Here is a 23,218-nt window from a genome sequence, read left to right as displayed (position 1 = left end):
CGCCCGCAACGGATAGACGTGGTGTCGCACTTGTCACCCTCCCGACCGCCCGCGGCCTCACTCCGGCTGCGGGCGGTGGTTGTGGAACAGGACGATCCCCTCCACCAGCCCCTTCTCCACCACCGCCGGGGTGGCGCGCAGCCACTGGAGTGCTTCCGCGCTGGTCGGGGTGTCGACGACCAGCTTGTAGAAGGACAGGTAGCCCGCCACACGTTCCAGGAGCACGCTGTCGGGGATCGGGATCCCCGCCCCGAAGGCGTCGAGGGGGTCCCGGTTGGCGGCACGGTAGCTGTCCATCATGTGGAACTCGCCGGCGAGTCGACTGCGCTCGGGCGTGAGCCGGTCCCCGGGGATCGTCTTCAGGATCGCGGAGAGCTTCCCCTGGCTCTTGCTGTAGCCGTCGCCCATGGCGAGTTTGAGCGCCGCGGCCGCCTCTTCGCCGAACGCGCGCAACTCGGTGGAGATCTTCCGCTGCGCCATCGTCTGCGGCTTCTCCTGGGACTTGAAACGGCCGGTGACCGAGTCGAGCGCGTGCTGCATCTCGTGGGTCACGGTCGCGGCGAATTCCCGCAGTTCGAGCGGAGAGGCGTCGTCCTTGGGCGGGGTGATCCTCAGCGCGCCGCCCTCTCCCTCGTTGCTGAGCGCGAACAACGCGCGCGCACTCTTGATGTCCGTCTGCTCGTCGATCTCGATGGTGATGGCGGACTCCTCCAGGGCCTTGAACAACTCCTTGTAGGGGACGCTGAATCGGACACCTTCCTGCTCGCCGGACGCCTGGTGGAGCAGGTCCGCGAAACGGTCCGGCGAGAGGTGCTGCCGTGACCAGTCGGCCTTGGCGTAGGTGATGGCGCGCTGCACGACCGGCGCACCGGGGCGGGCGGCTGGTGCGTCCCCCGTCCTCCGCTGGGCGGGGACAGCGCCGCTCAGCACCCGGGTCGCGTTGGCTTCGGCCTCCCGCTCGAAGCGGTCGGACGGGGAGGAGACCTTCAGGCCGTCGCCGTTGTCGGTGCCCGCGACGGGGCCTTGGCGCTGTTGCACGACGTGCGTCAGCTCGTGGGCGAGGGTGTGCCGGTCCATGCCGCCGTCGCCGATGACCACGTGGTTGCCCGAGGTGTAGGCGCGGGCGCCGACCTCAGCGGCAGAGGCTCGGGCGGCCTGGCCGGTGTGGATGCGGACGTCGGAGAAGTCGGCGCCGATCCGGGCTTCCATCTCGGTGCGGGTGGCGTCGTCCAGCGGCCTGCCGCCCGTGCTCAGGACGTCGTGGACGGTGGACCGCTGTACTGGTGCGCCCGCCCCGACGGCGGCCTGCGGGTGATCGCACCCCGCACCGTGCTGGTGCCTGGACCGCTCGATCACGCGCGAGACCGCGGCGTTGCCGATGCCGCGCTGCAAGGCGAGGGCCGTCTGCGCAGACCCGCCCCCGAGGCTCAGCCCCAGCCCGTCGGCCGCCGGAGCGGCCTTGCGCGGCAGGTCGCGGCGCCGCTGCGGCTCCGACGGCTTGCCGGGGTCTTTCGCGTGCATGGGAACCCCTCCAGAGGCGCGACAGGTGTTCCCTCTGACATATCCGGCCGGACTGTCGTCGCGCAGCACAACGGACGATCGGGCACCGTTCTGTGCTCCAAAGGGCACGGGAGAGGGCCGGGGCGCGCACCCGTGCGTGGGAGCGCCGACCTGCGAGCAGCGCCGGCGCTTGGCAGCCCTGTCGGTTTCACCGTTCGACGGTGATGTCACTTCGACGACGAGCACGGTCTGGTCCGGGAGGAGCGCTCCCTCCGTCTTCGCCGGCTCGGCGGGCACGACGGCCAGGTCACGATGCGTCGGTGTGACACGGGCGTCCAGCGCCCGGCCGGCGGCCGTGTTCAGGGGGCCGCGAACAGCCGGGGGAAGCCCGGGGCCAGCCACGGCCTGCGGCCCCAGGCGAGCACCTTGCCCCGGGCGAGGGCGCCGGTGGCGGTGTAGCGGCCCAGCGCGATGAGGAAGAACGCCACCGGCCCGGTGAGGATCGTGCAGTCCGGGCGGCGCGGCGGCTCCTGGCTCACCACGGCGACACCGTCCGTGAAGGTCACCGCGAACCCGTCCAGACCGCGCACCCGCAGCCGGTAGCAGGCGCTGTGGCCCGCCGCGGCGCGCGCGTCCAGCACCCGGGGCATCGCCGTCCGCAGGAAGGGCATCGTCAACCCCACGCGGTGCCGGTCGATCGGGTGCGGCCGCCCGAGAGCGAGGGCGATGTCGTAGAGGTGGCCCAGCATGTGGGTCAGCAGGTAGGCGCCGAGGGTGTCCAGGTCCATCGGGCCGAGCGGGGTCAGCACCGGCTCGGTGCCGGCACGCGCGCCGGCCGCCGCCGTGAACTCCCGTGCCTGCCGGGCGATCTCCCCGCCGAGCACGGTCAGGTCCCGCTCCGGCCGCCTGGCCAGCGAGGCCGCGTTCGCGGCAGCCAGCGAACCCGGAGTGCCGTCCCCGTACGGCCGTTCCTCGCCGGCGGCCAAATCGGCCATCAGCTCGTTGGCCATCGCCAGGTGGGCGGCGGCCTCGCCGACCGTCCACTCGGCGCCGGGTATCGGGGTGTCACCGCGACCGCCGGCGAGCAGGGCGACGGCCTCGTCGCCGACGGCGGTGACGGCTTCGAAGAGCGCGGTGCGCGCGGCACCGGGGACGTGCTCGGGGAGCGGGAGGGTCATGCTGGTGAAGACTGGCCGACCCCCGCACCGCTGTCCAGACCCGCGACACGGTCCGGTCCGGCCCCTGACCATCGCGGCCCGCCCGGACGACGAGAGCCGGTCAGCCCACTATCGGGCCCGCAGACCCCTACACGCGGCTGAAGCCGTGGCTGCGCTCCACTTTCGCCACGTGCAGCGTGTAGTTCTGGTACCACTCGGCTTGCCCGCGCTTCTGCGCCGCGCGGTGCTCGACGTTGCTCCGCCACTCCGTGAGGGCGTCGGCGTCGCGGAAGTACCCGACGGTGATGCCCAGGCCGCCAGGGGTCTGGGCGTGGTCCATCCCCAGGTACCCGGGGACGTCCTTCACCAGGTCTTCCATGCGTGCGCTGGTCTCGCTGTAACCGTTCTGGTCCTGGGTTCGCACCGTCGTGAAGACGGCCAGGTAGTAGGGGGGTTCATAGGCCTCGACGGGCACGACAGGTGCTTCGGGGTGATCACTCATGGCGCCACCGTAAGGCGGGATGCGCCGAACGATCCAGCTCTTTCCTGAACGGCGACGCGCATGACGTCCTCGTCCCGGTGTCAGCTCCCGGGGGTGGCGGCGGGGGCGAAGGCGAGGGCGGTGTTGTGGCCGCCGAATCCGGCCGAGGTGCTCAGTGCGAGGTGGAGGCGCTGGCGGCGGGGGCCGCCGTGGACCAGGTCGATCGCGCCGGTGTCCCGGTCGGGGACGGCGAACCCCGCGGTGGCGGGGACGAGTTGGTGCTGCACGGTGAGCACCGTCAGGGCGGCTTCGATGGCACCGGCGGCGCCCATCGTGTGGCCGAGCGCGCCCTTGGCGGAGGTGACGGACGGGGGGCGCCGGGCGAAGAGCCGGTCGATCAGGCGGGCCTCCGCGGAGTCGTTGAGCGGGGTGCTCGTGCCGTGGGCGTTGACGTGGTCGACGTCGTCGGGGCAGGAGCCGGCCTCGGCGAGGGCCAGCCGGACGGCCGCTTCGAGTCCGCGGGCTTCCGGGTGCGGTGCGACGGGGTGGTAGGCGTCGGCGGCGGTTCCGGTGCCGACCAGCAGGGCTCTGGGTGTGGCCTGCCGCGACGTCGCGTCCGGCCGGCGTTCCAGGACGAGGAAGCCCGCTCCCTCGCCGATGACGAAGCCGTCGCGGTCCGCGTCGAACGGGCGGGAGGCGCGGACGGGGTCGGTGTTGCGGGAGAGGGCCTTCATCCGGGCGAATCCGGCGACGCAGACCGGAGTGATCATGGCGTCGGTGCCGCCGGCCAGGGCGATGTCGCAGGCTCCGGTGTGGAGCAGCAGGGCTGCGGTGTGGATGGCGGCGGCCCCGGAGGCGCAGGCGGTGGCGGTGTGCAGCACCGGGCCCGTCGTGCCGAGCTCGATGGCGAGTTGAGCTGCTGCCATGTTCGGCAGGAAGGCGGGGAGCGCCAGTGCGGACACGGCGGAGGGGCCCAGGGTGCGGAGTCGTTCCGCCGCGTGTTCGTAGCTGCCGACTCCTCCGGCGGCGGAGCCGAGGACCAGGGCGACCCGGGCGCCGTCCCAGCGCGCGGGTTCGAGGCCCGCGTCGGCGACGGCCTCCCGCGCGGCGGCGATGGCGAAGCGGGTGGCGCGGTCCAGCCGCCAGGGCTGGCGGCCGCCGACCAGCGCGGCGGAGTCGCCGGGGACCCGGCAGGAGAGGACGACGGGGAGCCCGGCGAGCGCCGGGTCGGGTGCTGCCGTGCTGCGGGCGTCGAGGACGCCTCGCCAGGTCGGCTCCGCCCCGTGACCGGCCGGGGTGGCCAGGCCGATCCCGGTGACGGCGAGCGGTGGGCGGGACGCGGTCATGCGGCCGGGCCGGGCGGCTGCTCGGGGTCGACAAACAGGTCGGGCTCGACGGACGCGACGGGCTCGACGGAGGCGACGGGCCGGACGGGCTGCGCGAGCAGGGCGTGGATGCGGTCGACGAGTTGGCCCACCGTCACGTCGGCGGCGGAGTCGAGGTCGTCGTCCAGGGCGACGCCCCAGTGGTCCTGGAGGGTGACGACGAGTTCGATCCGGGCGAGGGAGTCGAGGTCGAGGTCGTCGAGGGCGGCGTCGTCGCCGATCGTGTCGGAGGGGGTGTCGAACTTCTCGGTGAGCAGGGTGACCAGGTGCTCGCGGACGGGGTTCACGGTGGGCTGACCTCCTCGTGGTCGTGGTCGTGGTCGTGGCCGTGGTGCGGGGGCCGGGGTTCCGGGGCGGCCGTCCGTACGGGTGCGTCCGGCCACAGCAGGGTGGCGGAGGCCCAGGTGAGACCGCCGCCGAAGGCGGTGAGCAGGGTCGGGGCGCCCGGGCGGCAGGCCCCTCGGGCGGCGGCGTCGGCGAGGGCGAGCGGTACGGAGGCGCCCGCCGTGTTGCCGACGTCGCGGATGTTGCCGAAGCGGTGCCGTGGCGGGATGCCGAGGCGGTCGGCGACGGCGTCCAGGATCCGCTGGTTGGCCTGGTGCCCGATGAAGGCCTGGACTTCGCGGGCCTGCCAGCCGGTCGCGACCAGGGCGGCCCCGGCGGAGGCGGCCATCCGGCGTACGGCGTGGGCGTAGACCTGGCGCCCGCGCATCCGGAAGTAGCGGTCATCGCGCCCGGGGGCTTCGGTGGCGGGGAGTCGGGAGCCGCCTGCGGCCACGGTGATCAGGTCGCTCTCGCCGCCGTCGCTGCCCCAGTCGGTCTCCAGCAGGGCACCGGGTTCGGTGGTGTCCCCGGGGCGGAGCACCACTGCGGCGGCGGCGTCGCCGAAGAGCGGTGCGGTGTCGCGGTCGAAGGGGTCGACGATGGCCGAGTACTTCTCGGCCGCGACCACCAGGGGGGTGCGGCAGGCGCCGCTGCGGAGCAGGGCGGAGGCCGTGGCCAGGCCGTAGAGGAAGCCCGAGCAGACGGCCGCGAGGTCGAACGCGGGGACCGGTCCGAGGCCGAGGCGGTGGGCGACCTCCGGTGCGGTGGCCGGGCAGGGGCGGTCCGGCGTGGTGGTGGCCAGCAGGAGCAGGTCCGGGCGCAGGCCCGGGGAGCCGGTGGAGTCGATCGCGGCGCGCGCGGCGGCCGTGGCCAGGTCCCCGGTGCTGACGCCGGGTCCGGCCAGCCGCCGGCGGTGGATGCCGGTCCGGCCGGTGATCCACTCGTCGGTGGTGTCCAGGCCGCCCCGGGCGATGACCTGGGTGTTGGTCACCTCCCGGGGCGGGAGGCTGGATCCGAGGCCGGCGATCACCGCCGTGGCACGGCGACCGGGGGCGGAGGCGAGGGTGGGGGCGGGGACGGGGGGTGGGGAGGTCATGCCGCGGCGAACGGGGAGGGCGGCTTGGGGGTGCCCGCAAGGCCGCCGTCGGGGACCGAGAGGCCGCCGTCCAGGGCGATCGCCTGCCCGGTGAGGAAGGCGGAGGCGGGCGAGGCCAGGAACAGCGCCGCCGCGGCGACCTCCTCCAGTTCGGCCCAGCGCCCCATCGGCACGTGGGCCAGCAGCCAGTCGGTGAGCGCGGCGTTGGTGTGGACGGCGGCCGTCATGTCGGTGCGCACCCAGCCGGGGCACAGCGCGTTGACCCGGATCCCGCTGCGGGCCCAGCCGACCGCGAGGCTGCGGGCGAGGGAGACCTGGGCGGCCTTGGTCGCGGCGTAGACCTCCATCATGGGCGTGCCGACCAGACCCGCGACCGAGGACATCAGCACCAGGCTGGCGCCGTCCGACTGCGCCAGGTACGGGTGGGCGTGCCGGCAGATCGCGGCGGTGGCGTTGAGGTTGACCGCGACCACCTCGTCCCAGACGTGCTGCGGGAGGTGCTGCAGCGGTGCGAGGAGTGTGCTGCCGTCGGGGTTGGTGGGCAGGATGCCGGCGTTGTGGACGACGATGTCGAGGCCACCCAGGGCCTGGGCGGCCTGGTCGACGATGGCGGCCTGCCCGGTGTCGGCGAGGTCGCCGGGCACCAGGACGGGGGTGCCCCCGAAGCGGGCCACCTGGTCGGCGGTGTGCTTCAGCGCGGGCCCGGTGCGGGCGGAGAGGGCGAGCCGGGCCCCGGCCTGGGCGAGCGCGACGGCGACGGCCTGGCCGATGCCGCGCGAGGAGCCGGTCACCAGGGCGCGGCGGCCGTCGAGGCGGAAGCGGTTGAGGATGGTCATGGGGGTGTTCCTCCGGTTCCGGCGGGGCGTCAGTCGGTGGCGTTCCGGGCGGGGGTGTCCCGGACGGGAGTGTCCCGGGCGGGGGTGTCCAGGTCGCTGCTGGACCGGACGGGCGCGCGCAGGGCGCGGGCGCCCGTCCAGGTGAGCAGGGCGCTGCCCCAGGTCAGGCCGGCGCCGAAGACGCAGACGAGCACGCGGGCCCGGTCGGCCAGCAGGCCGCGGGCGGCGGCGTCGGCCAGCGCGAAGGGGGCGGAGGCCGCGCCGATGTTGCCCGTGAGGTCTCCGGTGATGTGCAGGCGTTCGGCCGGGATGCCGATCCGGTCCGCGACGGCGCGCAGGAGCAGCGGGTTGGGCTGGTGGGTGATGAAGGCGTCGATGTCCTTGAGGGCGAGGCCGTGGTCGGCGAGGGCCTGGTCGACGAGGCGGGGGAAGATCTCGGCGATGAAGTCGCGCACGACCCGGCCGTCCATGTGGATGTGGTGCAGCCCGGCGTTCAGGCTCTCGGGGCCGGCGGGTATCCGGCTGCCGCCGGCGGGGATCAGCACGTGGTGCGCGCCGCGGCCGTCCGAGCCGAGGCGGAAGCCGTGGAAGCCTGCGTCGTCGTGGACGGGGCCCAGGACGGCCGCGGCGGCGCCGTCGGCGAAGAGGACGGCGGTGCCGCGGTGGGCGGGGTCGACGAACTTCGAGTAGGCCTCGACGCCGACGACCGCCGCGTACCGGGCGCCGGGGGTCGTGGCCAGCCAGGCGTGCGCGATCTTGGCCGCGAACAGCCAGCCGGAGCAGGCCGCGCTGACGTCGAGTGCGACGGCGTTGCCGGCGCCGGTGAGGGCCTGGACGCGGCAGGCGGTGGCCGGCCCGAGTTCGTCGGGGGTGGAGGTCGCCGCGACGACGAGGTCGAGCCGGTCCGGCGGGATGCCGGCGGCCTCGCAGGCGGCCAGTACGGCGGCCGCTGCCAGGTCCGAGGCGGCCTCGTCGGGTGCGGCCCGATGCCGTTCGACCACGCCGGTGCGCTCGGTGATCCAGGTGGCCGAGACACCGGCGGGCGGGCCGACCTCGTGGTTGCCCCGGACCTCGGCGGGCAGGTACGTGCCCATGCCCAGGACGCCGGTCATGGGGGGCTTCCTTCGGTTCACGACGTGCTCCCGGTGCGGTCGGAGGAGCCGGTGGAGGAACTGGCGGGGGCGCCGGCAGGGGCGCCGTGGGCGGCCAGGAGCGCGGCGGCGTAGTCGGGCTCGTCGAGGGCGGTGCGGGCGAGGCCCGCCCCGGGGTCGAGGGCGGCCACGATGTCCGGCAGGGCCTGACGCAACCGGTCGCACAGGGCGTCCATGGCGGCGGGCAGGGCGCGTACGGCCGAGGGGGTGAGCACGCCGGTCGCCAGCAGGGGGCCGGCCAGGCGCCGGGCCTGGCTCAGGCCGTCGAGCGCGGCGAGGTCGGCCGCCTGCGGAACGGGCCACCCGTGCGCGGCGGTCCCCTCCACCGCGGCCTCGGCCGCGAGCCGGCGGGCCTGGACGTCCCCCAGCTCCAGGGCGTCCTCCAGCAGCGGGTTCCACAGCTCCAGGTCTCGCTGGAGCGAGCCGTGGAGCGCCTCGGTACGGGCCGACGCCGCGGCGGCGAGGTCGTCGGCGAGCCGGTCCTGCAGCGCGGTGACGACCGCGGGCCACCACGCCGCGTCGGTCGGGTCGGCCGAAGACGGGCCCGGGTCGGCCGGGAACCGGCCCGGACCGGCCCTCCGCCGATCGGGGCGTGCCCGCTCCTCGGCGAGGGCGCGGCCGGCGTCGAGCAGGATGAGGGTGTTGTCGCCGCCGGCGTTGTCGAAGGCGCGGGCGAAGCCGAGGTAGCCCGGCAGCCGGTTGTGGTCGAAGAGGCCCGACACCCCGCAGCGGTGCTGGAGGGAGTCGACGAGTTCCGCCACGGCCCGGGTGCTGTGCGCCTTGTGGAGGGCGAGCGAGCGGTCGACCGCGGCCCAGGGGGAGAAGGTCATCGCCGTGCCCGGCCCGTCGGAGGGCTTCGCGGCGCGCAGCCCCGCCCACGTGGACAGGGCCGCCCGGGCCGTGCAGCGCAGGGAGAAGGCGGCGGCCAGCGCTCCGACGACGGCGTGCTGCTGGGTGCGGTACTCCAGGACCGGGCTCCCGGGCGCCAGCCGGCCGTGCGAGCGGCGGCCCGCGCTGAACCGCCAGGCCATCGCCGCGCTGCGGCCCGCCAGGCCCGCCATCGCGGACGGCAGGGTGGCCCACAGCCCCTGGCCGCAGCTCAGGGTCCGCTGGAGGCGGGCGTCGGCGCTCGGCTGCGGGTCGTGCAGCACGCCCGTGGCGTCGATCCCGGCCCCGTCCGCCAGCCAGCGGTCGTACGGGATTCGGGCGCCGTGGAACCGGACGAGGCCGTAGGGCAGCGGGAGCGCGCCCACCGGGAGCGGGCCGGAGACGGACACGCCCGGTGCCGGGCGGCCGTCGACCCCCGTGATGTCGACGAGGAAGGAGAACACTCCCCCGTCCCGGGCGCCGGTCAGCAGCCGTGCGCAGACCACCGCCTGCTGGGGCAGGCCGAACGCCGCGACGGAGGAGAACTTCGCGGCCCGGTGGTCCGGGGTGTGCAGCGTGAACGCGCGGCGGGCCGGGTCGAACCGGGCCTCGGTGCGGATCCCGAGGTGGCTGCCGGCGTCGCCGATCTCGGTGACCAGGAAGGATCCCTTGGTGCGTGCGTGTGCGAGGGCGCCGTCCGGGTCCGCGGCCTTGCCGCCCAGGAGGACCAGCGAGCCGACGCACAGGGTGTAGTGGGAGAGGAAGGTCTGGTAGAGCGATGGATCCGCCAGCGCCGTCGCCTCGCTGAGCGCGGCCAGCAGTTCCGCGTCGGCGACCACCTCGACCGCCGGCGGCAGCGAGGCCGCCAGGCGGGCCAGCCGCCGGTGCGCGCTGACGTCCGTGCGCAGGGCTGCCGCCCCGTGTTCGGCCCGGTGGTCCGCCAGGAGCTGTCCGAACTCCGAGGCCCGCCGGGGAGGGAGCAGCGCCGAGAGGCGGGTCAGGACGTCGATCGCGCCGGCCTCCTCGCCAGGCTTCCGTTCGGTGTTCAAGAGTCCCCCCGTGCGGCCGTCGTGGTCGGGTGGTGGTGGTGCGACGTGCCCTCTCCCGGCGCGGCGGGAGGCGGGCAGGAGCACGGGGGCGGCAGCGGCGTCTGGGGGCCGGTCGGCCACTGGCCGTCGGCGACCGGCGCGAGCGCGTCCTGCCGCGGGTCGATCCTGCGCACGCTGTTCGTCAGCGTGCTGCCGGTGCCCGCCTCGACGACCAGCGAGGCGTCCGCCATCGACGCGCCGAACACCGCAGGCAGGTCGAAAGGCCTGACCAGGCACGCGGACAGCGCGCTCGGCAGATCGCTGTCCGCGCGGTAGAACCGGCCGGCCACCGCCGAGTACACCGGTCGGCGCGGCGGGGACAGGCGCAGCCGCCGGGCGAAGTGCGCGAACGCACCGGCCTCGTGGACGAGAGCCGGGTGGTGGCTCATGAACGGGAGCCGCAGCCGCTGCGCCCCCACGCCGTGCGCCGTCGCCGACCGTTCGACGACGGCGAGCCCGTCGAGCGGGCCGGAGACCACCGTCTCCCCGCCGTGGTTGACGCAGGCCACTACCACGCCCGTGCCCGGCCCGGCGGCCGCGAGCAGCCGGCGGGTTGTGGCCGGGCCCGCGCCCAGCAGTGTCATGCCGCCGCCGTGGCCGGTCAGCAACTGCCCGAGCCGGCAGGCCAGACGGGCCCCGTCGGCGACCGAGCAGCATCCGGCCGCGGTCAGCGCGGGGATCTCGCCGAAGCTGACCGCCAGGAGACGGTGCGCCCGGCAGCCGTCGGCTTCGAGTGCGCGGTGCACCGCCAACGACACACCGAACAGCGCGAGTTGTACGGTCCCGGCCGGCTCGGCGGCCAGCGCGCCGGCACTGAGCGGGGAGTCGCCCGTCAGGTGGGAGCCGCCACCGGAACGGGAGTCGCCGGTCAGGTGGGAGCCGCCTGCCAGCCGGGGGCCGATCGGCGCCACCCCGAACTCGGCGGCGACCACGTCGGCCTCCTCGAAGACCTCGGCGACCGCGCGTGCCAGCGACCCGACGCGGGGAAGCGTCCGCAACAGCGGGGTCAGACTGAAATCCCCCTGCCCGGGGAACATGTGAACGAACTTTCCGGTGGCCGTGGGACTCTGCGGACGCTGCGGGCCGGACATCACGGATTCCGCCTCCACCCTGGGGCACGTTCGAAGGAAACGCCCCGACGCCACCGATGGTGGAGGCTGCGGCCGCCCTCGCGGGCCCTTTTCGACGGCCGGCCCGTCAAGCTTTTCCGGGCGTCAACTTCCCAGGAATTACATCGAGTTGAGAATCCCATTCGGGCATCCCGGCGGCGCTGCGAGCGGATAGCATGGCGGGATGTGCGCAGCGCGACCGCGTACCGCGGAGGCCGGACCGGGCCGCCGTGAGCGCGGCGTCGACGACCCGCCGGGAGAGACATGGCCGTCCGCCGTGTGCCGAACGCCCGCCTTCGCGAACTCCTCGAAGAAGCCCGATGGACCGGAGAGCAACTGGCCCGGGCCGTCAATCAGATCGGCGCCGAATCCGGATGGGCCCGGGCCTACGGGCGCGCCTCGGTGCACCAGTGGCTCACCGGAGCCGTTCCCCGCAAGCCCGCCCCCCACCTGGTCTGCGCGGCGCTGGGCCGTCGGCTCCGACGGCCCGTCACCCTGGCCGACGCCGGATTCGGAGATCCGCCGCCGGACACCCCGGCGCCGGATTCCCCGGCGGTGCTCGCGCGGCTCGCGGCGGCGGCCGTCGCACCCGATCGCCACGGGAACCTCCTCTCCTACCAGCCGCCGCCCGCACCGCCCGCAAGCCCGACCGGCCTGGCCGAAGCCCTGACCGGAGGCCGGACCGAAGCCCCGACCGGCGCGTCGGTACCCGCGGGCGCGAAGGCGCCCCCGCCCCAGCCGGACGCGCTCGCCCTGCTGCTGCCCGTCTTCTCCGCGATCGACCGCGTCCACGGCGGAGGCCAGGCCCGCACCGCACTCGCCGCGTTCCTCGCGACCACGGCGGCGCCCATGCTCGCCGCACCCGCCCCGCCCGTCCGGCACTTCGGCATCCTCGGAGCCACCGCCCGACTGTGCTACCTGTGCGCCTTCATGCACATCGACGACGACCTCAACGGCCTCGCCGGCCAGTACTACCGCCTCGCCCTCGACCTGGCCCGGCACGCCGGCGACACGGCCGCCCAGGCGATGACCCTGCGCGCCATGGCCACCCAGGCCTACGAACTCGGCCACCGGCGCCAGAGCCTGCGCCTGGCGCAGGCCGCCGCCGACTGCCGCATCAGTTCCTCGGCGCCGCGGCTGCGCGCCTCCGTCCTGGGGCAGCTCGCCCTGTCCGAGGCCGCCCTCGGCGATCGGACGGCCGCGCTGCGCCACATCGGCGACGCCCGCGACCTCCTCACGAACGCCACGGGCCCGCCACCGCCGATCGGCGACTACCACCGCGCCTCGTGGGACCACCAGCGGGCCCTCGTCGGAGTCGAACTCGGCGACCCCGCCGGGGCGATCAAGCTCCTGGAGGTGTCCGCCGCCCGCAGGCCCCGGGGCGAGTCCCGCTCCCGTGCCGTCGTCCTCAGCAGACTGGCCGAGCGCCAGCTGGCGGCCGGACACATCGAAGCCGCCTGCGCCACCTGGCACGAGTTCCTCGACGTCTACCCGCTGCTGGCCTCCCGCCGAGCCCACCTGGCCAGGGCGCGGATGCCCGGGCTCCTGCTCCCCCACCGCCGGCGGCCGGCCGCGGACCACCTCATCCAACGGGCCACCGCCCTGGGGCGTGCCTGACGATTCGCGCACGCGGTAGCGGCCGAGCCTTCTCCCCGTCAGGGCCGGCGCGGAGTCCGCGCGAGGACGTCGGTCGCGACCTCCGTGACCGTACGGTGGTAGGCCACACTCACCGGCCCCAGGCCGCCGATCGCCCCGACCACGGCATCCGTCGCGTCCACAGCGCCCTCGGCAGCCCGCAGCGGGGCGATCACACCGACGGTCGCCGCCGCCGCGATCTCCTCCGGCCGCAGGGCGTTCAGACCGTTGAACGCCACGAACGCGCCGGAGCGGATCGACGCCGCCAGGGTGCTGCCGGCGGATACCAGCACCAGGTCGCTGGACTCCGCCACCGCACGGACGGCGCGCCGCCGGTCGGAGGAGCGGTAGCACCACTGATCGGGGTGCTGGCCTCGAAGGAACGGGAACCGCGCGCGCAGCACCCCGAGGATCTCCGCGACCTCCTCGACCGGTGAGCACGGGTGCTGGACGAAGGACAGCCGCTCGGGATCGACGGACCGCAGGGCCTGCGCCCCGGCCACGTCGGGCACCCGGACCCGCCCCGTCTGCTGCGCGGCTGGGTCAGCCGGGGCGAAACCGCCGCCGAGCACGAGGACCGTGTCCCCGCGAACCTCGTACTGCCGGACGGCGGCCCACGTCGCGGCCGCCCGCGGGCACTCGGCCTGCCCGGCGCCCCCTGCGGACGGGGGAATCCGGTTCAGGGGCTGGGACGGGACGACCGGGGTCGGCCCGCACGCGGGCGCCGACGCGCAGACGATCAGCCGCCTGGTCCGCACCGTGGCCGACCAGACGCGGACGGCCTCCGCCGCCACCGCCTCCTGGCGGGCCGGAGCGATCACGGCGATCCCCACCACGGCCCCGTCCAGGTCGATGTAGGTCGTGGCGAACAGCCGCCCACCCCGGCCCGCCGGCAGGACCCCGTCGGCACCGATCCGGGCGGCGAACCCGCGCTCGTGGAGCCACCCGGCCACGAGCGGGGCCGCCGGGCAGGTCACCGGTCCGCGCGTCGGATGGACGTAGCCGGACAAGACGGTGATCGGACCGTCAGGGCCCGATGCCACGTCGGACTGCTCCGTCAACCGGGACCGGTTCATGCCGGCTCCTCCCCAGGGTGGATGGCCACGTCGTTCGGCTCCGGCGAAGGTCGCGGATGCCGTTGGTGATCTTCCGAGTGTGCCCGGTGGAGCCGCGTCGGCGAGCTGCGGACAGCGCCGTGGACAGAGGTGTCGCCGGCGGGTGTCCGGCGGGCGCAGCCGGCAGCGCTCCGGCGGGGGCGGCGGGGGCTGGAGCGGGCGACGGGCCGGATGTGAAAGTCGGATTCTCCATGAATCCGACCCGCTGGTTCGCCGTATACGAATGGAAGTCGCATTGTCCGGACGGCCGGACGGCCGGAATCCACCCCACACCACAATGGTTCACCAGCGACAGGATTAACCTGAACGCCACATTCGGACAAGAGGCCGAGTCGACCAAGTGGGCCGCGAACACCCTTGCGGTGGAGACGAGTTGAACGAAGGGCCGACCGGTCGCGCCGGGTGCCCGGGCGAGTCTCCGGAGTTCGGGGCGCAGGTACGGTGCGCACGCGAATAGTCCAGCCCGCGGCGGCCTGCGTGGCGCGATGCCACCGGCGCTGGAATATTGCTAGAAGTGACGGCAGTCACACGCAATGGAGTTCGATGTGCGCTTCGCGACGCGCGATGTCCGCCGCTCGGTCATCGTCAGCCTCATGGGTACCACGCTCGTCTGGTACGACTTCTTCCTCTACGTCAACGCTTCCGTGCTGGTCTTCAAACACCAGTTCTTCCCCTACCTCTCCCCCTTCGCGGCGACCCTCACCGGCATCGGCCTCTACGGGGCCGCGCTGGTGGCACGGCCGGTCGGCGGGGCGCTCTTCGGGCACCTCGGCGACCGCCACGGCAGGCGCCCCGCCCTGGTCGGCGCGCTGCTGCTGACCGGGGCCGCCACCGGCCTGGTCGGGCTGCTGCCCGGATACGGCCAGATCGGCTTCGCCTCCCCGCTCCTGCTGGTCACGCTGCGCCTGCTCCAGGGGCTCGGCCTGGGCGGTGCGTGGGGAGCCGCCACCGTCGTCGCGCACGAGTGCGCCGAACCGGGGCGCCGGGGGCTGGTGTCGAGCTGGGCCCAGATCGGCGCACCGGCGGGCAACCTGCTGGCGTTCGGGGCCATGACGGCGGTCTCCGGTGCGCTGACGCCCGCACAGTTCATGACCTGGGGCTGGCGACTGCCCTTCCTGCTCTCCGCCGTGCTGGTGGTGGTGGGGCTGTGGGCCCGGGCCCGGATCGAGGAGACCCCCGCCTTCCGGACGCTCACCCTCACCGGGGCCCGCAGCAGACGGCCGGTCGTCGAACTGATCGCCCGGCACCGCAGGCAGCTGCTCGCCACCACGGCGATCACCGCCGGAGCCGACGTCGTGCTCTTCGGCTTCTCGTTCAACTACGTCCTGACCCTGCTGCGCGTCGCCGGCCTGTCGCTCAACGCCCTGATCGCGCTCTCGCTCCTCGCCCCGCTCGCGCTGATCGCCCTGATCCCGTTCTTCGGCGCGCTGTCCGACCGCTACGGGAGACGACGGGTCTGCCTGGCCGGGACCATCACCATGGCGCTCTGGGCCGCCGCGTTCGCGCCCCTGCTCCGCTTCGGCTCTCCCCCGGTCCTGGTGCTCGCCTACCTGCTGTCGCTGGTGGGATTCGCCGCGATGTACGCCCCCCAGGCGGCCCTGGTCTCCGAGCTCTTCCCGAGCCGCGTGCGCCTCAGCGGAGCCGCCGTCGGCTACCAACTGGGCGGACTCCTCGGCGGCACCCTCGCCACCTACCTGACCGCCGAGGCCGCCGACTGGTTCAAGTCCCCGGCCGTGACCCCGCTCTACGTCCTCGCCGTCCTGGTGGTCAGCGGTACGGCGCTCCTCACCCTCGCGCGCCACGGCGAGGACGACGGCTCCCCCGCAGTGGCCGGGCCGTCGGGCTCCGGGCTCCCCACCCCGTCGAGCCGTCCCCCAGCACCGGCCCCCGGACTCCCCGGGTGATCCGGCCCGCAGCACCACCGGGTTCCCCCACCCCGAGAAAGGCACGACCCCATGAAACACCCCATCGGTATCGCGGCCGCCGCCCTCACAGCCGGCACCCTGGTCGGCGGACTGCTCGTGTACGACACCTCCGCCGCCGGAGTGCCCCAGGTCATCACCTGTGAGGACAGCTTCACGATGACCTTCAGCTCCGGCCTCACGCTCGTCCCCCAGGACAACATCACGGCCACCCTCGGCAACCCCAAACTGCTCAACTGCACCGGTGACGCCCCCATCACCCAGGCCGACTACGTGGGGACAGGCCTCGGCAACGGCGTGACCTGCGCGGCCGGCAACTACCAGAACGCGCCCGGCACCCTGCAGCGCGTCACCTGGGAGACCGCGAACGGCCAGCCCACCACGGAGGACCCGGGCACCACCGACTTCACCTGGGACATGCAGCCGATCCAGGACCTGCTCAAGTCGAGCAACCCCCTCAGCGGCGGCATCACCGCGGGCCGCTACAAGGGCGCCACCTGGACGGTGGTCCTCGACCCGGTCAAGTCCGACATCGACCTCACGGCCTGCAACACCCCGACCGGCCTGAAGTCGATGACGCTGGACGGGACGGTCACCATCACGCTGCCCACCGGCACGCAGTCCCCCACACCGACACCGACCTCCACATCCAGCCCGACCTCCACCGCCACCCCCACGCCCACCCCCACCCCCACGCCTACGGTCACCCCCACCGCCACCCCCACGGCCAGGCCCATGCCCGTCCCCTTCGTCCCCGCGCAGGACGCCTGATCCCGAACGGGCGCCCCACCGCCGCGCTCCCGCAAACCCCGCCCCTCGCTGCGGAGCGAGCGGTGCCCGGCAGGCTCGGGCCGGGCGGGACGAGTCTCCTGGACACGGCGGCCTGACGAAGTGCCGGGCCCCGACGCCGATCAAGCCGGCGTCGGGGCCCGGCCCGCTGGTCCAGGGCCTGTCCGGCAAGATCCGCCAGACAGGCCCTAATAGACGAGGGTGATGCAGCCGCTGCCGCCCTCGGTGCCCGCGGTGCCGTCCTCGCCGGGGGTCTGGGGGTCGTCGAAGTTGCCGACGTAGTCCTGGCCGTCGCCGCCGTCCCCGCCGTCCCCGCCGTCGCCGGTGCCCACGGGGCAGGCGGCCGGCACAGGAGCCCCCGCTGCACCGCCTTCGCCGCCCACGCCGCCCGTGCTGCCGGGGACGGTCTCGCCGACGGTGGCCGGTGTCACGTCGACGCCTTCCTCACCACCGGCGCCGAGGTCACCGTCGGATCCGCCTGTGCCGCTGGGCCCTCCGCCCTTACAGGCGGAGGCGGGGACGCTCCCTCCGCCGTGGCCTCCCTCGCCCCGGGCGCCTCCGAGCACGCTGCCCGCGCCCCCGCCCCCGGGCCGTGACCCGCCGTCCACGGCTGCCAGGACGGCTGCGCCGCCGGTGAGAGTGGACCGCCCCCCGGCGCCCCCGGCACCGCCGTCGGCACCCGGGTCGGCCTCCTCACCGCTGGCGCCTCCCGCCCCACCGACTCCGCCGGTGCCGACGGTGAGGGTCAGCACGTCGCCGGGGGTGACGGCCAGGGTGCAGGTGACCCGGGCGCCTCCCCCGCCGCCGCCTCCCGCCCCGCCCCCGCCGCCGCTCTTGAAGAGGCCGGTGCCACCTCCCCCACCCCCGCCGCCTCCCCCGGAACCCGCCGCGACGAGGGTGACGGTGATGCCGGTGACACCGTCCGGGACGGTGAACGTGGCGTCGGTGGTGAAGGTCCGGGTGGTCGCGTCCCGGGCGGGCGCGGTGACGCCGACCGGCAGGACCAGCGCCCCCGCGAGGCATCCGGAACCGAGGGCGGCGCGCACCCTCCGGGGGCGGGCAGGCCTCACACGGGCTCCGGCCGTCACCCCATGGTCGTAGCTCATGCTCAAACAGTGCTGCGGCCGCGGTTCCCCCGCGACGCCGGAGGGGAGATCGGGTGACCCGGCCCGCCCTCAGCGGGGCGCCGGCAACGGCCGCCGGGCCCACCCGCCCCACTGCGCCCCGGGCTCGCGCACGTAGACGAACAGCCGAACGGCAGCAAGGCTTCTCGGTCGACTGGGTACGCCTGTCCGGATGAGACACGGAGTGCGCCGACAGCGCGCATGTACCGGTTGATCGAGTACCGGGGATTCTTGGTGCCAAGGCACGACACCGACGAACAGGAAGAAGAGCACACGATGAGGCGTCTGATGGTGGCGGCGGTCGCGGGCGGGTTGCTGGCCGTAGCGATCCCGGGGGCGGCCGGGTCCGCGCACGCGACGGAGGTACTGAAGGACCTGACCTGCTCAGGGCCGGTGACGCTGACGTTCAAGAACCCGGTGACCGACGCGGCGGCATCGAACTCGTACACGGTCGAAGGCAGTCTCGACGACTGTTACAGCGCCGCCGGAACCAACTCGAACGTCGACCACGGCACGATCTCCTCGGTCGGCACCGGGACGTTCTCCTGCGTGTCCTACCATCCCTTCTCCGGAACGGCGACCTTCACCTGGTACGACGTCGACAACAGGGACCTCGGCCGCACCACCGTCTCCTTCCAGGGCGGGGAGAAGGGCAACTCGGGTGGCAGCGAGGTGACCAACGACGAGACCGGCATCACGGACGTGACCAGCACCCTCCTGCCCCTCAACAGCTACCAGGGCAGCTTCGACCTGTCCGGCATCACCGGCTCCTGCGACACCGGGGTGACCGCCCTGACCGGGAAACACGAGGTGGACTTCAGCCTCGCCTCGCTCTGAGCGCACGGCACGCGCTCCCGCGCCCCCGGGCAACGTCCGACGCCCGGGGGCGCGCCATTCCTGTGGCCACTGCTCGGAAGGCGTGCACCGTTGCCGCGTCGACTCCGGCACGGTGGCGGACCGGATGCCGTCAAGCGCGTTGACCGCCCTGCGACATGACCACATGTCAGAGTACGAACCACTGGGCTGGAAGCCCGCTTCACCGCTACGTGCCGATGGAGGCGCAGACATGGTCGATGGAATCCGCGAAGAGGACGAGTCCGGCGGGCCGGGGGCAACACCGGTGGCACGCCGAAGCCTCCTCAGGGCAGCAGGACTGGGTGCGGCCGTGGTGGGCTTGGGCGCAGCCGCGCCAGCAGCAGCCGCAGCCGAGGACCGGTCCGTGGCCCCCGCAGGTGCCGCCCGTCGGCCGGACGCGCTCAACAGCGTGAACCTGTACTGCTCGGCGGACGCGGGCACCTACATGGGCGGCGGGACGGCCACCGTGCAGGTCACGATCGGCAACTTCAGCGGCACCGCGGCCACCGGACCGGTGTCACTGAAGGTCATCACCCCGTTCTACGCCAACGTCGCGACGCTGCCGTCCGTCAGCGACGGCACCTCCCGAGAGCCCCGCGAACTTCACCTTCTCCATCCCCTTCTACACCCAGATCCCCACCACCGGCCGCCCACCCGGCCTCACCACGCTCTACGAGAACAACGACCCGCCGCCCCCTCCGTCTACCGGCTCTCCTACCGGCTCTCCGTCCCCCGGGGCTCGGCGCCCTCGGACCGCAGAGCCCCGCCACCATCGGCATCCCCTACCTGATGCAGAGCGGCGGCCCGAGGAAGTACGCCGTCTCCTCCGCCATGATCACCCCCACCGGCGGCGACACCCAGGGCGACCTCTCCATCGCCCACCACCACTTCGGCATGGTCTCCGTCATCAACACCCCCGTGTAGCCCGGTCGGATCACCGGTACTGCTCCTGGTGTCCTGCGCCGGATCTCCGGCGCAGGACACCAGTGCTCCGAGCCCGCTCCGCACGCCTCCGAGCGCCAGGCCCGCCCGGAACCCACTCGTACGCTCACTCCACCGCTTCCAGGCCCGGCAACGGCGCCGGACGGGGCCCGCTCGGCGCCGCCGGCCGCCGCAAGCGCGGTGTCCACCAGTTGAGTTCGCCGAGCAGGCGCATGGTGGCGGGGACCAGCAGCATACGCACCACGGTGGCATCGACGGCCACGGCCACCAGGACACCGAGGGCGATCTCCTTCACGGTGACGACGGGGCTGGTCGCGAAGGCCGCGGCGACCAGCACGATCAGGGCCGCCGCGGCCGAGATCAGCCCTCCGGTGCGCCCGAGGCCGGTCACCACGGCGCTCGCGTTGTCCATGCCGCCGCGGTGGAGCTCGCGGATCTGCGCGATCAGGAAGAGTTCGTAGTCGACGGAGAGCGCGAAGACGAACATCAGCATGATGGCGGCCTCCAGCGCGCCGACGTATCCGGTGGGTCGAAGGCCGAGCAGCCGGGCGCCGTGGCCCTCCTGGACGGTCCAGGTGACGGCGGAGTAGGCGATGCCGAGGGACATCGTCGTGGTGATGACGGCCTTGACCGGGACCAGCAGCGATCGGAAGGCCAGGAAGAGCAGGCCGAGCGTGACCACCAGCAGGTACCCGACCAGCGCCGGGAGCCTGGCCCCCAGGGCGTCCAGGACGTCGACGTTGGCGGCGGCCGGTCCGCCGACCAGGACCAGGCCGCCGTCGGGCGGGTCGAGCGCCCGCACGGCGCGCACCAGTTGCTCGGCGGCGGGAGCGTCCGGAGCCTCGTCGGTGGCCACGGTCAGCAGCGCGCTGTGCGCGGTGCTGACCCGCAGCCGGACGTCCTGGGCGTCCGGCAGTCCGGCGAGCCGCTCCTGCCAGCGGGCCAGTTCGGCCTTGCCCGGCTCGCCGCCGATGTCGTCCCGCAGGTGGGCGACGACCTGGAGTTGGTCGAGCGCGGCCGCCGGGAAGTCCTCGTGCAGCAGCTCCTGGGCCCTGCGGCTGGCCGCCCCGGCGGGCAGGGTCCGCTGGTCGCTCGCCGCGAGGTGGAGCCCGACGACCGGCGCGCTCAGCACGGCGATCACCGCGACGGCGGCGGTGAGCCAGGCCCACGGGTGGGTGACGGCGCTCCGGCCCAGCCGGTACCAGAACCCCGTCTCCTGGTCCGCCGCCCAGGCCCGTCCGAGACCGGCCCGTCCGAGGCCCGGCAGCCGGATGCGCCCGGCGTCGACCCGAGGGCCGAGCACGGCCAGCACTGCGGGCAGCATGGTGAGGCTGACGGCGCCGGCCAGCGCGACGGTGACGGCGGCGCCGATGCCGAGGGAGCGGGTGATGGGGAACGGAAGCAGGGTCAGGCCCAGGACGGCGAGCGAGATGGCCGTCGCGGAGTAGAGCACGGTGTGCCCGGCGGTGGCCATGGTGGCGGCGACCGCCCGGTGCCGGTCGCCCCGGTGGCGCAGCTCACGCCGGAAGCGGACGACGACGAACAGGGCGTAGTCGACGGACAGCCCGAGAGCGATCATGACGACGACGTTGCGGGTGACGTAGCTGACCGGCACCAGCGGGGCGAGGAGCCGCAGCACCCCGAAGGCCATGGTGAGGCTCGCGCCGGCCACGGCCAGCGGCAGCAGGGCCGCGGCGAGGCTGCCGAAGAAGAGCAGGAGCAGCAGGAACAGCAGGGGGAAGACGTAGAGTTCGGCCCGGGTGAGGTCGTCGTCGACGGTGCGGTCCAGGTCGGCCTCGAGCGGGACCTGCCCGGCGTAGGTGACGGTGAACCCATCGGCGTGCAGTAGACCGCGCATCCGCTCGTAGGAGGCGGCCTTGGCGTGGTCGCCGGTTCCGGCCAGTCCGACGACCACGCAGGCCGCGTGCCCGTCGGTGGAGACGAGTTCCCGCTTGCCGGTGTTCCAGTAGTGCTGGGCACCCGCCAGCACGGTCCTGGGCACGGTGGCGAGCGCGGACCGCACGGCTTCGCCGAACTCCAGGTCGTCCACGGTGAGGGTTTCGCTGCGGAAGACCACGATCGTGCTGGTCCCGCCCGCGTTGTAGTGGTGTTCGATGGCTTCGAGCGCCCGGCCGGACTCGGCCCCGGGGTTGGTGAAGCCGCCGTGGGACAGTCGCGCGGGCAGCCCGGCCCCGACGACCGCGGCGACGGCCAGTAGCAGGGCGGTGGTCCACAGCACCGCCCAGCGGTGGCGGGCGACGAGTGCGCCGAGCCTGGCCCCGCTGCCGCCGGGCGGCGCCGGGGTGGTTCGGACCGTGCCCGCCCGGGGGTCAGTCCCGGCGCAGGGCGAGGACGACATTGTGGCCTCCGAAGCCGAAGGAGTGGCTGAGCGCCGCGTCGATGCGCTGCCGGCGCGCCGTCCCGGTGACGCAGTCGATGTCGAACTCGGCGATGTCGGGGGTGAGGTTGGCGACCGGCGGCACCAGTGCGCGTTCGATGGTCAGCACGGTGAGCGCCGCCTCGATCGCACCGGCCGCGCCGAGGCTGTGGCCGAGCACGCCCTTGGGGGCGGTGACGCTGGGCCGGTGCGGCAGGGTGCGGGCGATCAGGCCGGCCTCGGCGGCGTCGTTGAGCGGGGTGGAGGTGCCGTGGGCGTTGACGTGGCCGATGTCGCCGGCGCCCAGGCCCGCGCTGCGCAGCGCCGTACGCAGCGCCTGTTCCGCACCGGCGGCGCCTTGGGGCGGCGCGGTCGGGTGGTGGGCGTCGTTGCTGGCGCCGTGTCCGGCGAGCACGGCGCGCGCCCGGGCACCGCGCGCCTTCGCGTCCGCGGCGCGCTCCAGGACGAGCACGGCGGCGCCCTCGGCCAGGACGAAGCCGTCCCGGTCGGCGGCGAACGGCCGGGAGGCGCCCGGCACGTCGTGCCCGCGCGCCGACAGGGTGCCCATCCGGTGGAACCCGGTCGCCACCAGCGGGCTGAGGGCGGCTTCGGCGCCACCGGCCAGGACGATGTCGCAGGACCCGGCGACCAGCAGGTCGTGGGCGATGGCCAGCGCCGTGGCACCGGAAGCGCAGGCGGTGGCGCAGGCGAGCGTGGGACCACGCGCGCCGAACTCCTGGGCCACCTCGCCCACGGCCATGTTTCCGATGACCATCGGGATCACCGTCGGCGAGACGTGGGCCGGCCCGCGCTGATGGAGTCGGCGCAGCTGGTCCTCCCAGTGCGGCGCGCCGCCGAAGCCCACCCCGAGCACGACGGCGACCCGGGCGCCGTCCCACCCGCCGGTGTCCAGTCCCGCGTTCTGGACGGCCTCCCGGGCCGCGAGCAGCGCGAGCTTGCTGAACCGTCCGATCCGCCAGGCCTTCTTGCGCCCGACCGCCGTGTCCAGGTCCATGGCGGGGATGCGGCAGGAGAACGTCACCGGGGCGGCGTCGAGGTCCGGGTCCGGTGACGCGGTGGGTGTGCCGGCGCAGACCCGCTGCCAGGTCTCCTCGGCGCCGATCCCGGCCGGGGTGACGAGCCCCAGGCCGGTGACGGCGATCTCGGGGCGGTTCACGCGACGGGTTCGGTCGCGTCGCCGAGTCGGGCCTGGACGATCCGGGCGACGTCGATGAGCGTGCTCTGCCGGTCGGCGTCCTCCTGGCTGATCAGGATGCCGAACTCGTCCTGGAGCACGAAGGCGAACTCGGCCAGCGCGAGCGAGTCGACGTCCATCTCCTCGAACGTGGCGTCGGGGCTGATGACGTCGGCGGATACGCCGAACCGCTCGACGAGCAGGGTCTGGGCGGTGTCGCAGACGTCGTCCACGGAGAGCGTCGTGTCCATCGTGGTTCCTTTCCGGAGT

21 protein-coding genes are annotated in these 23,218 nt (G+C 74.3%); 6 read left to right on the top strand and 15 right to left on the bottom strand.

The genetic code is table 11. The features are described 5' to 3' along the window. Nucleotides 1–57: 57 nt before the first annotated feature. The 10 genes from AB0O82_RS07510 to AB0O82_RS07465 all read right to left on the bottom strand — a co-directional run bounded on the left by AB0O82_RS07510 (nt 58) and on the right by AB0O82_RS07465 (nt 10,922). Entirely contained in the window at nt 58–1,521 is a 1,464-nt protein-coding gene (locus AB0O82_RS07510; protein WP_363581143.1) for a DUF4157 domain-containing protein, read from the bottom strand. Between the two features lie 338 nt (nt 1,522–1,859). Continuing rightward, a complete protein-coding gene (locus tag AB0O82_RS07505; protein WP_363581141.1) occupies nt 1,860–2,678 on the bottom strand; it encodes a maleylpyruvate isomerase family mycothiol-dependent enzyme in 819 nt (272 codons plus the stop codon). 127 nt (nt 2,679–2,805) lie between these two features. Beyond that, the gene (locus AB0O82_RS07500) at nt 2,806–3,159 is read right to left on the bottom strand and encodes an antibiotic biosynthesis monooxygenase (RefSeq protein ID WP_363581139.1); all 354 of its coding nucleotides are present in this window, start codon (nt 3,157–3,159) and stop codon (nt 2,806–2,808) included. 80 nt (nt 3,160–3,239) lie between these two features. Continuing rightward, nucleotides 3,240–4,484, bottom strand: a complete 1,245-nt coding sequence (locus tag AB0O82_RS07495) for a beta-ketoacyl-[acyl-carrier-protein] synthase family protein (protein ID WP_363581137.1) — start codon at nt 4,482–4,484, stop codon at nt 3,240–3,242. Beyond that, a complete protein-coding gene (locus AB0O82_RS07490) occupies nt 4,481–4,810 on the bottom strand; it encodes a phosphopantetheine-binding protein (protein WP_363581135.1) in 330 nt (109 codons plus the stop codon). The genes AB0O82_RS07495 and AB0O82_RS07490 overlap by 4 nt, the downstream gene beginning before the upstream one ends. Then, the gene (locus tag AB0O82_RS07485; protein WP_363581133.1) at nt 4,807–5,943 is read right to left on the bottom strand and encodes a beta-ketoacyl-ACP synthase 3; all 1,137 of its coding nucleotides are present in this window, start codon (nt 5,941–5,943) and stop codon (nt 4,807–4,809) included. Before AB0O82_RS07485 ends, AB0O82_RS07490 begins: the two co-directional genes overlap by 4 nt. Then, nucleotides 5,940–6,779 carry an SDR family NAD(P)-dependent oxidoreductase gene (locus AB0O82_RS07480; protein WP_363581131.1) on the bottom strand — a complete coding sequence of 280 codons (840 nt, stop codon included), beginning with the start codon at nt 6,777–6,779 and terminating at the stop codon, nt 5,940–5,942. Before AB0O82_RS07480 ends, AB0O82_RS07485 begins: the two co-directional genes overlap by 4 nt. A 29-nt stretch (nt 6,780–6,808) precedes the next feature. Beyond that, nucleotides 6,809–7,891 (bottom strand): ketoacyl-ACP synthase III, encoded by a 1,083-nt coding sequence (locus AB0O82_RS07475; protein ID WP_363581129.1) that lies wholly within the window; start codon nt 7,889–7,891, stop codon nt 6,809–6,811. Between the two features lie 17 nt (nt 7,892–7,908). Continuing rightward, nucleotides 7,909–9,846 carry a hypothetical protein gene (locus AB0O82_RS07470; RefSeq protein WP_363581127.1) on the bottom strand — a complete coding sequence of 646 codons (1,938 nt, stop codon included), beginning with the start codon at nt 9,844–9,846 and terminating at the stop codon, nt 7,909–7,911. Next, complete coding sequence (locus AB0O82_RS07465; protein ID WP_363581125.1) at nt 9,843–10,922, bottom strand: acyltransferase domain-containing protein; 1,080 nt, start codon at nt 10,920–10,922, stop codon at nt 9,843–9,845. The genes AB0O82_RS07470 and AB0O82_RS07465 overlap by 4 nt, the downstream gene beginning before the upstream one ends. Before the next feature lie 336 nt (nt 10,923–11,258). Here AB0O82_RS07465 and AB0O82_RS07460 point away from each other — a divergent pair, with 336 nt between their 5' ends. Beyond that, nucleotides 11,259–12,611, top strand: coding sequence for a hypothetical protein (locus tag AB0O82_RS07460; RefSeq protein ID WP_363581123.1), 1,353 nt, complete (start codon nt 11,259–11,261; stop codon nt 12,609–12,611). A gap of 38 nt (nt 12,612–12,649) precedes the next feature. On the opposite strand, the gene AB0O82_RS07455 is transcribed toward AB0O82_RS07460, so the two are convergent. Further along, complete coding sequence (locus tag AB0O82_RS07455; protein ID WP_363581121.1) at nt 12,650–13,639, bottom strand: hypothetical protein; 990 nt, start codon at nt 13,637–13,639, stop codon at nt 12,650–12,652. Between the two features lie 698 nt (nt 13,640–14,337). On the opposite strand from AB0O82_RS07455, the gene AB0O82_RS07450 reads away from it, so the two are divergent. Beyond that, on the top strand, nt 14,338–15,648 hold the full coding sequence (locus AB0O82_RS07450; RefSeq protein WP_363581119.1) for an MFS transporter: 1,311 nt from the start codon (nt 14,338–14,340) through the stop codon (nt 15,646–15,648). A gap of 51 nt (nt 15,649–15,699) precedes the next feature. Beyond that, nucleotides 15,700–16,437: a hypothetical protein gene (locus AB0O82_RS07445; RefSeq protein ID WP_363581117.1), complete on the top strand. Its 738-nt coding sequence runs from the start codon at nt 15,700–15,702 to the stop codon at nt 16,435–16,437. A 206-nt stretch (nt 16,438–16,643) separates the two neighbouring features. Here AB0O82_RS07445 and AB0O82_RS07440 read toward each other — a convergent pair whose 3' ends face one another. Next, nucleotides 16,644–17,561 (bottom strand): hypothetical protein, encoded by a 918-nt coding sequence (locus AB0O82_RS07440; RefSeq protein ID WP_363581115.1) that lies wholly within the window; start codon nt 17,559–17,561, stop codon nt 16,644–16,646. Between the two features lie 294 nt (nt 17,562–17,855). Here AB0O82_RS07440 and AB0O82_RS07435 point away from each other — a divergent pair, with 294 nt between their 5' ends. From AB0O82_RS07435 to AB0O82_RS07425, 3 genes are all read left to right on the top strand, one after another. Continuing rightward, nucleotides 17,856–18,416 (top strand): hypothetical protein, encoded by a 561-nt coding sequence (locus tag AB0O82_RS07435; RefSeq protein ID WP_363581113.1) that lies wholly within the window; start codon nt 17,856–17,858, stop codon nt 18,414–18,416. A gap of 382 nt (nt 18,417–18,798) precedes the next feature. After that, nucleotides 18,799–19,224, top strand: a complete 426-nt coding sequence (locus AB0O82_RS07430; protein ID WP_363581111.1) for a hypothetical protein — start codon at nt 18,799–18,801, stop codon at nt 19,222–19,224. Continuing rightward, nucleotides 19,224–19,358, top strand: coding sequence for a hypothetical protein (locus AB0O82_RS07425; RefSeq protein WP_363581109.1), 135 nt, complete (start codon nt 19,224–19,226; stop codon nt 19,356–19,358). Before AB0O82_RS07430 ends, AB0O82_RS07425 begins: the two co-directional genes overlap by 1 nt. A 124-nt stretch (nt 19,359–19,482) precedes the next feature. On the opposite strand, the gene AB0O82_RS07420 is transcribed toward AB0O82_RS07425, so the two are convergent. The 3 genes from AB0O82_RS07420 to AB0O82_RS07410 are packed head-to-tail and all read right to left on the bottom strand — an operon-like array spanning nt 19,483 to nt 23,199. Continuing rightward, nucleotides 19,483–21,735, bottom strand: coding sequence for an MMPL family transporter (locus tag AB0O82_RS07420; protein ID WP_363581107.1), 2,253 nt, complete (start codon nt 21,733–21,735; stop codon nt 19,483–19,485). Then, nucleotides 21,707–22,930 carry a beta-ketoacyl-[acyl-carrier-protein] synthase family protein gene (locus tag AB0O82_RS07415; RefSeq protein ID WP_363581105.1) on the bottom strand — a complete coding sequence of 408 codons (1,224 nt, stop codon included), beginning with the start codon at nt 22,928–22,930 and terminating at the stop codon, nt 21,707–21,709. Before AB0O82_RS07415 ends, AB0O82_RS07420 begins: the two co-directional genes overlap by 29 nt. Next, a complete protein-coding gene (locus AB0O82_RS07410; protein WP_350876141.1) occupies nt 22,927–23,199 on the bottom strand; it encodes a phosphopantetheine-binding protein in 273 nt (90 codons plus the stop codon). Before AB0O82_RS07410 ends, AB0O82_RS07415 begins: the two co-directional genes overlap by 4 nt. Between the last annotated feature and the right edge of the window lie 19 nt (nt 23,200–23,218).

Source organism: Kitasatospora sp. NPDC088264 (genome assembly GCF_040685715.1).
In the GTDB taxonomy this organism is placed as follows: Bacteria; Actinomycetota; Actinomycetes; order Streptomycetales; family Streptomycetaceae; genus Kitasatospora.
The sequence above is the reverse complement of the archived record's forward strand: the minus strand, read 5'-3'. Positions and strand labels throughout refer to the sequence as shown.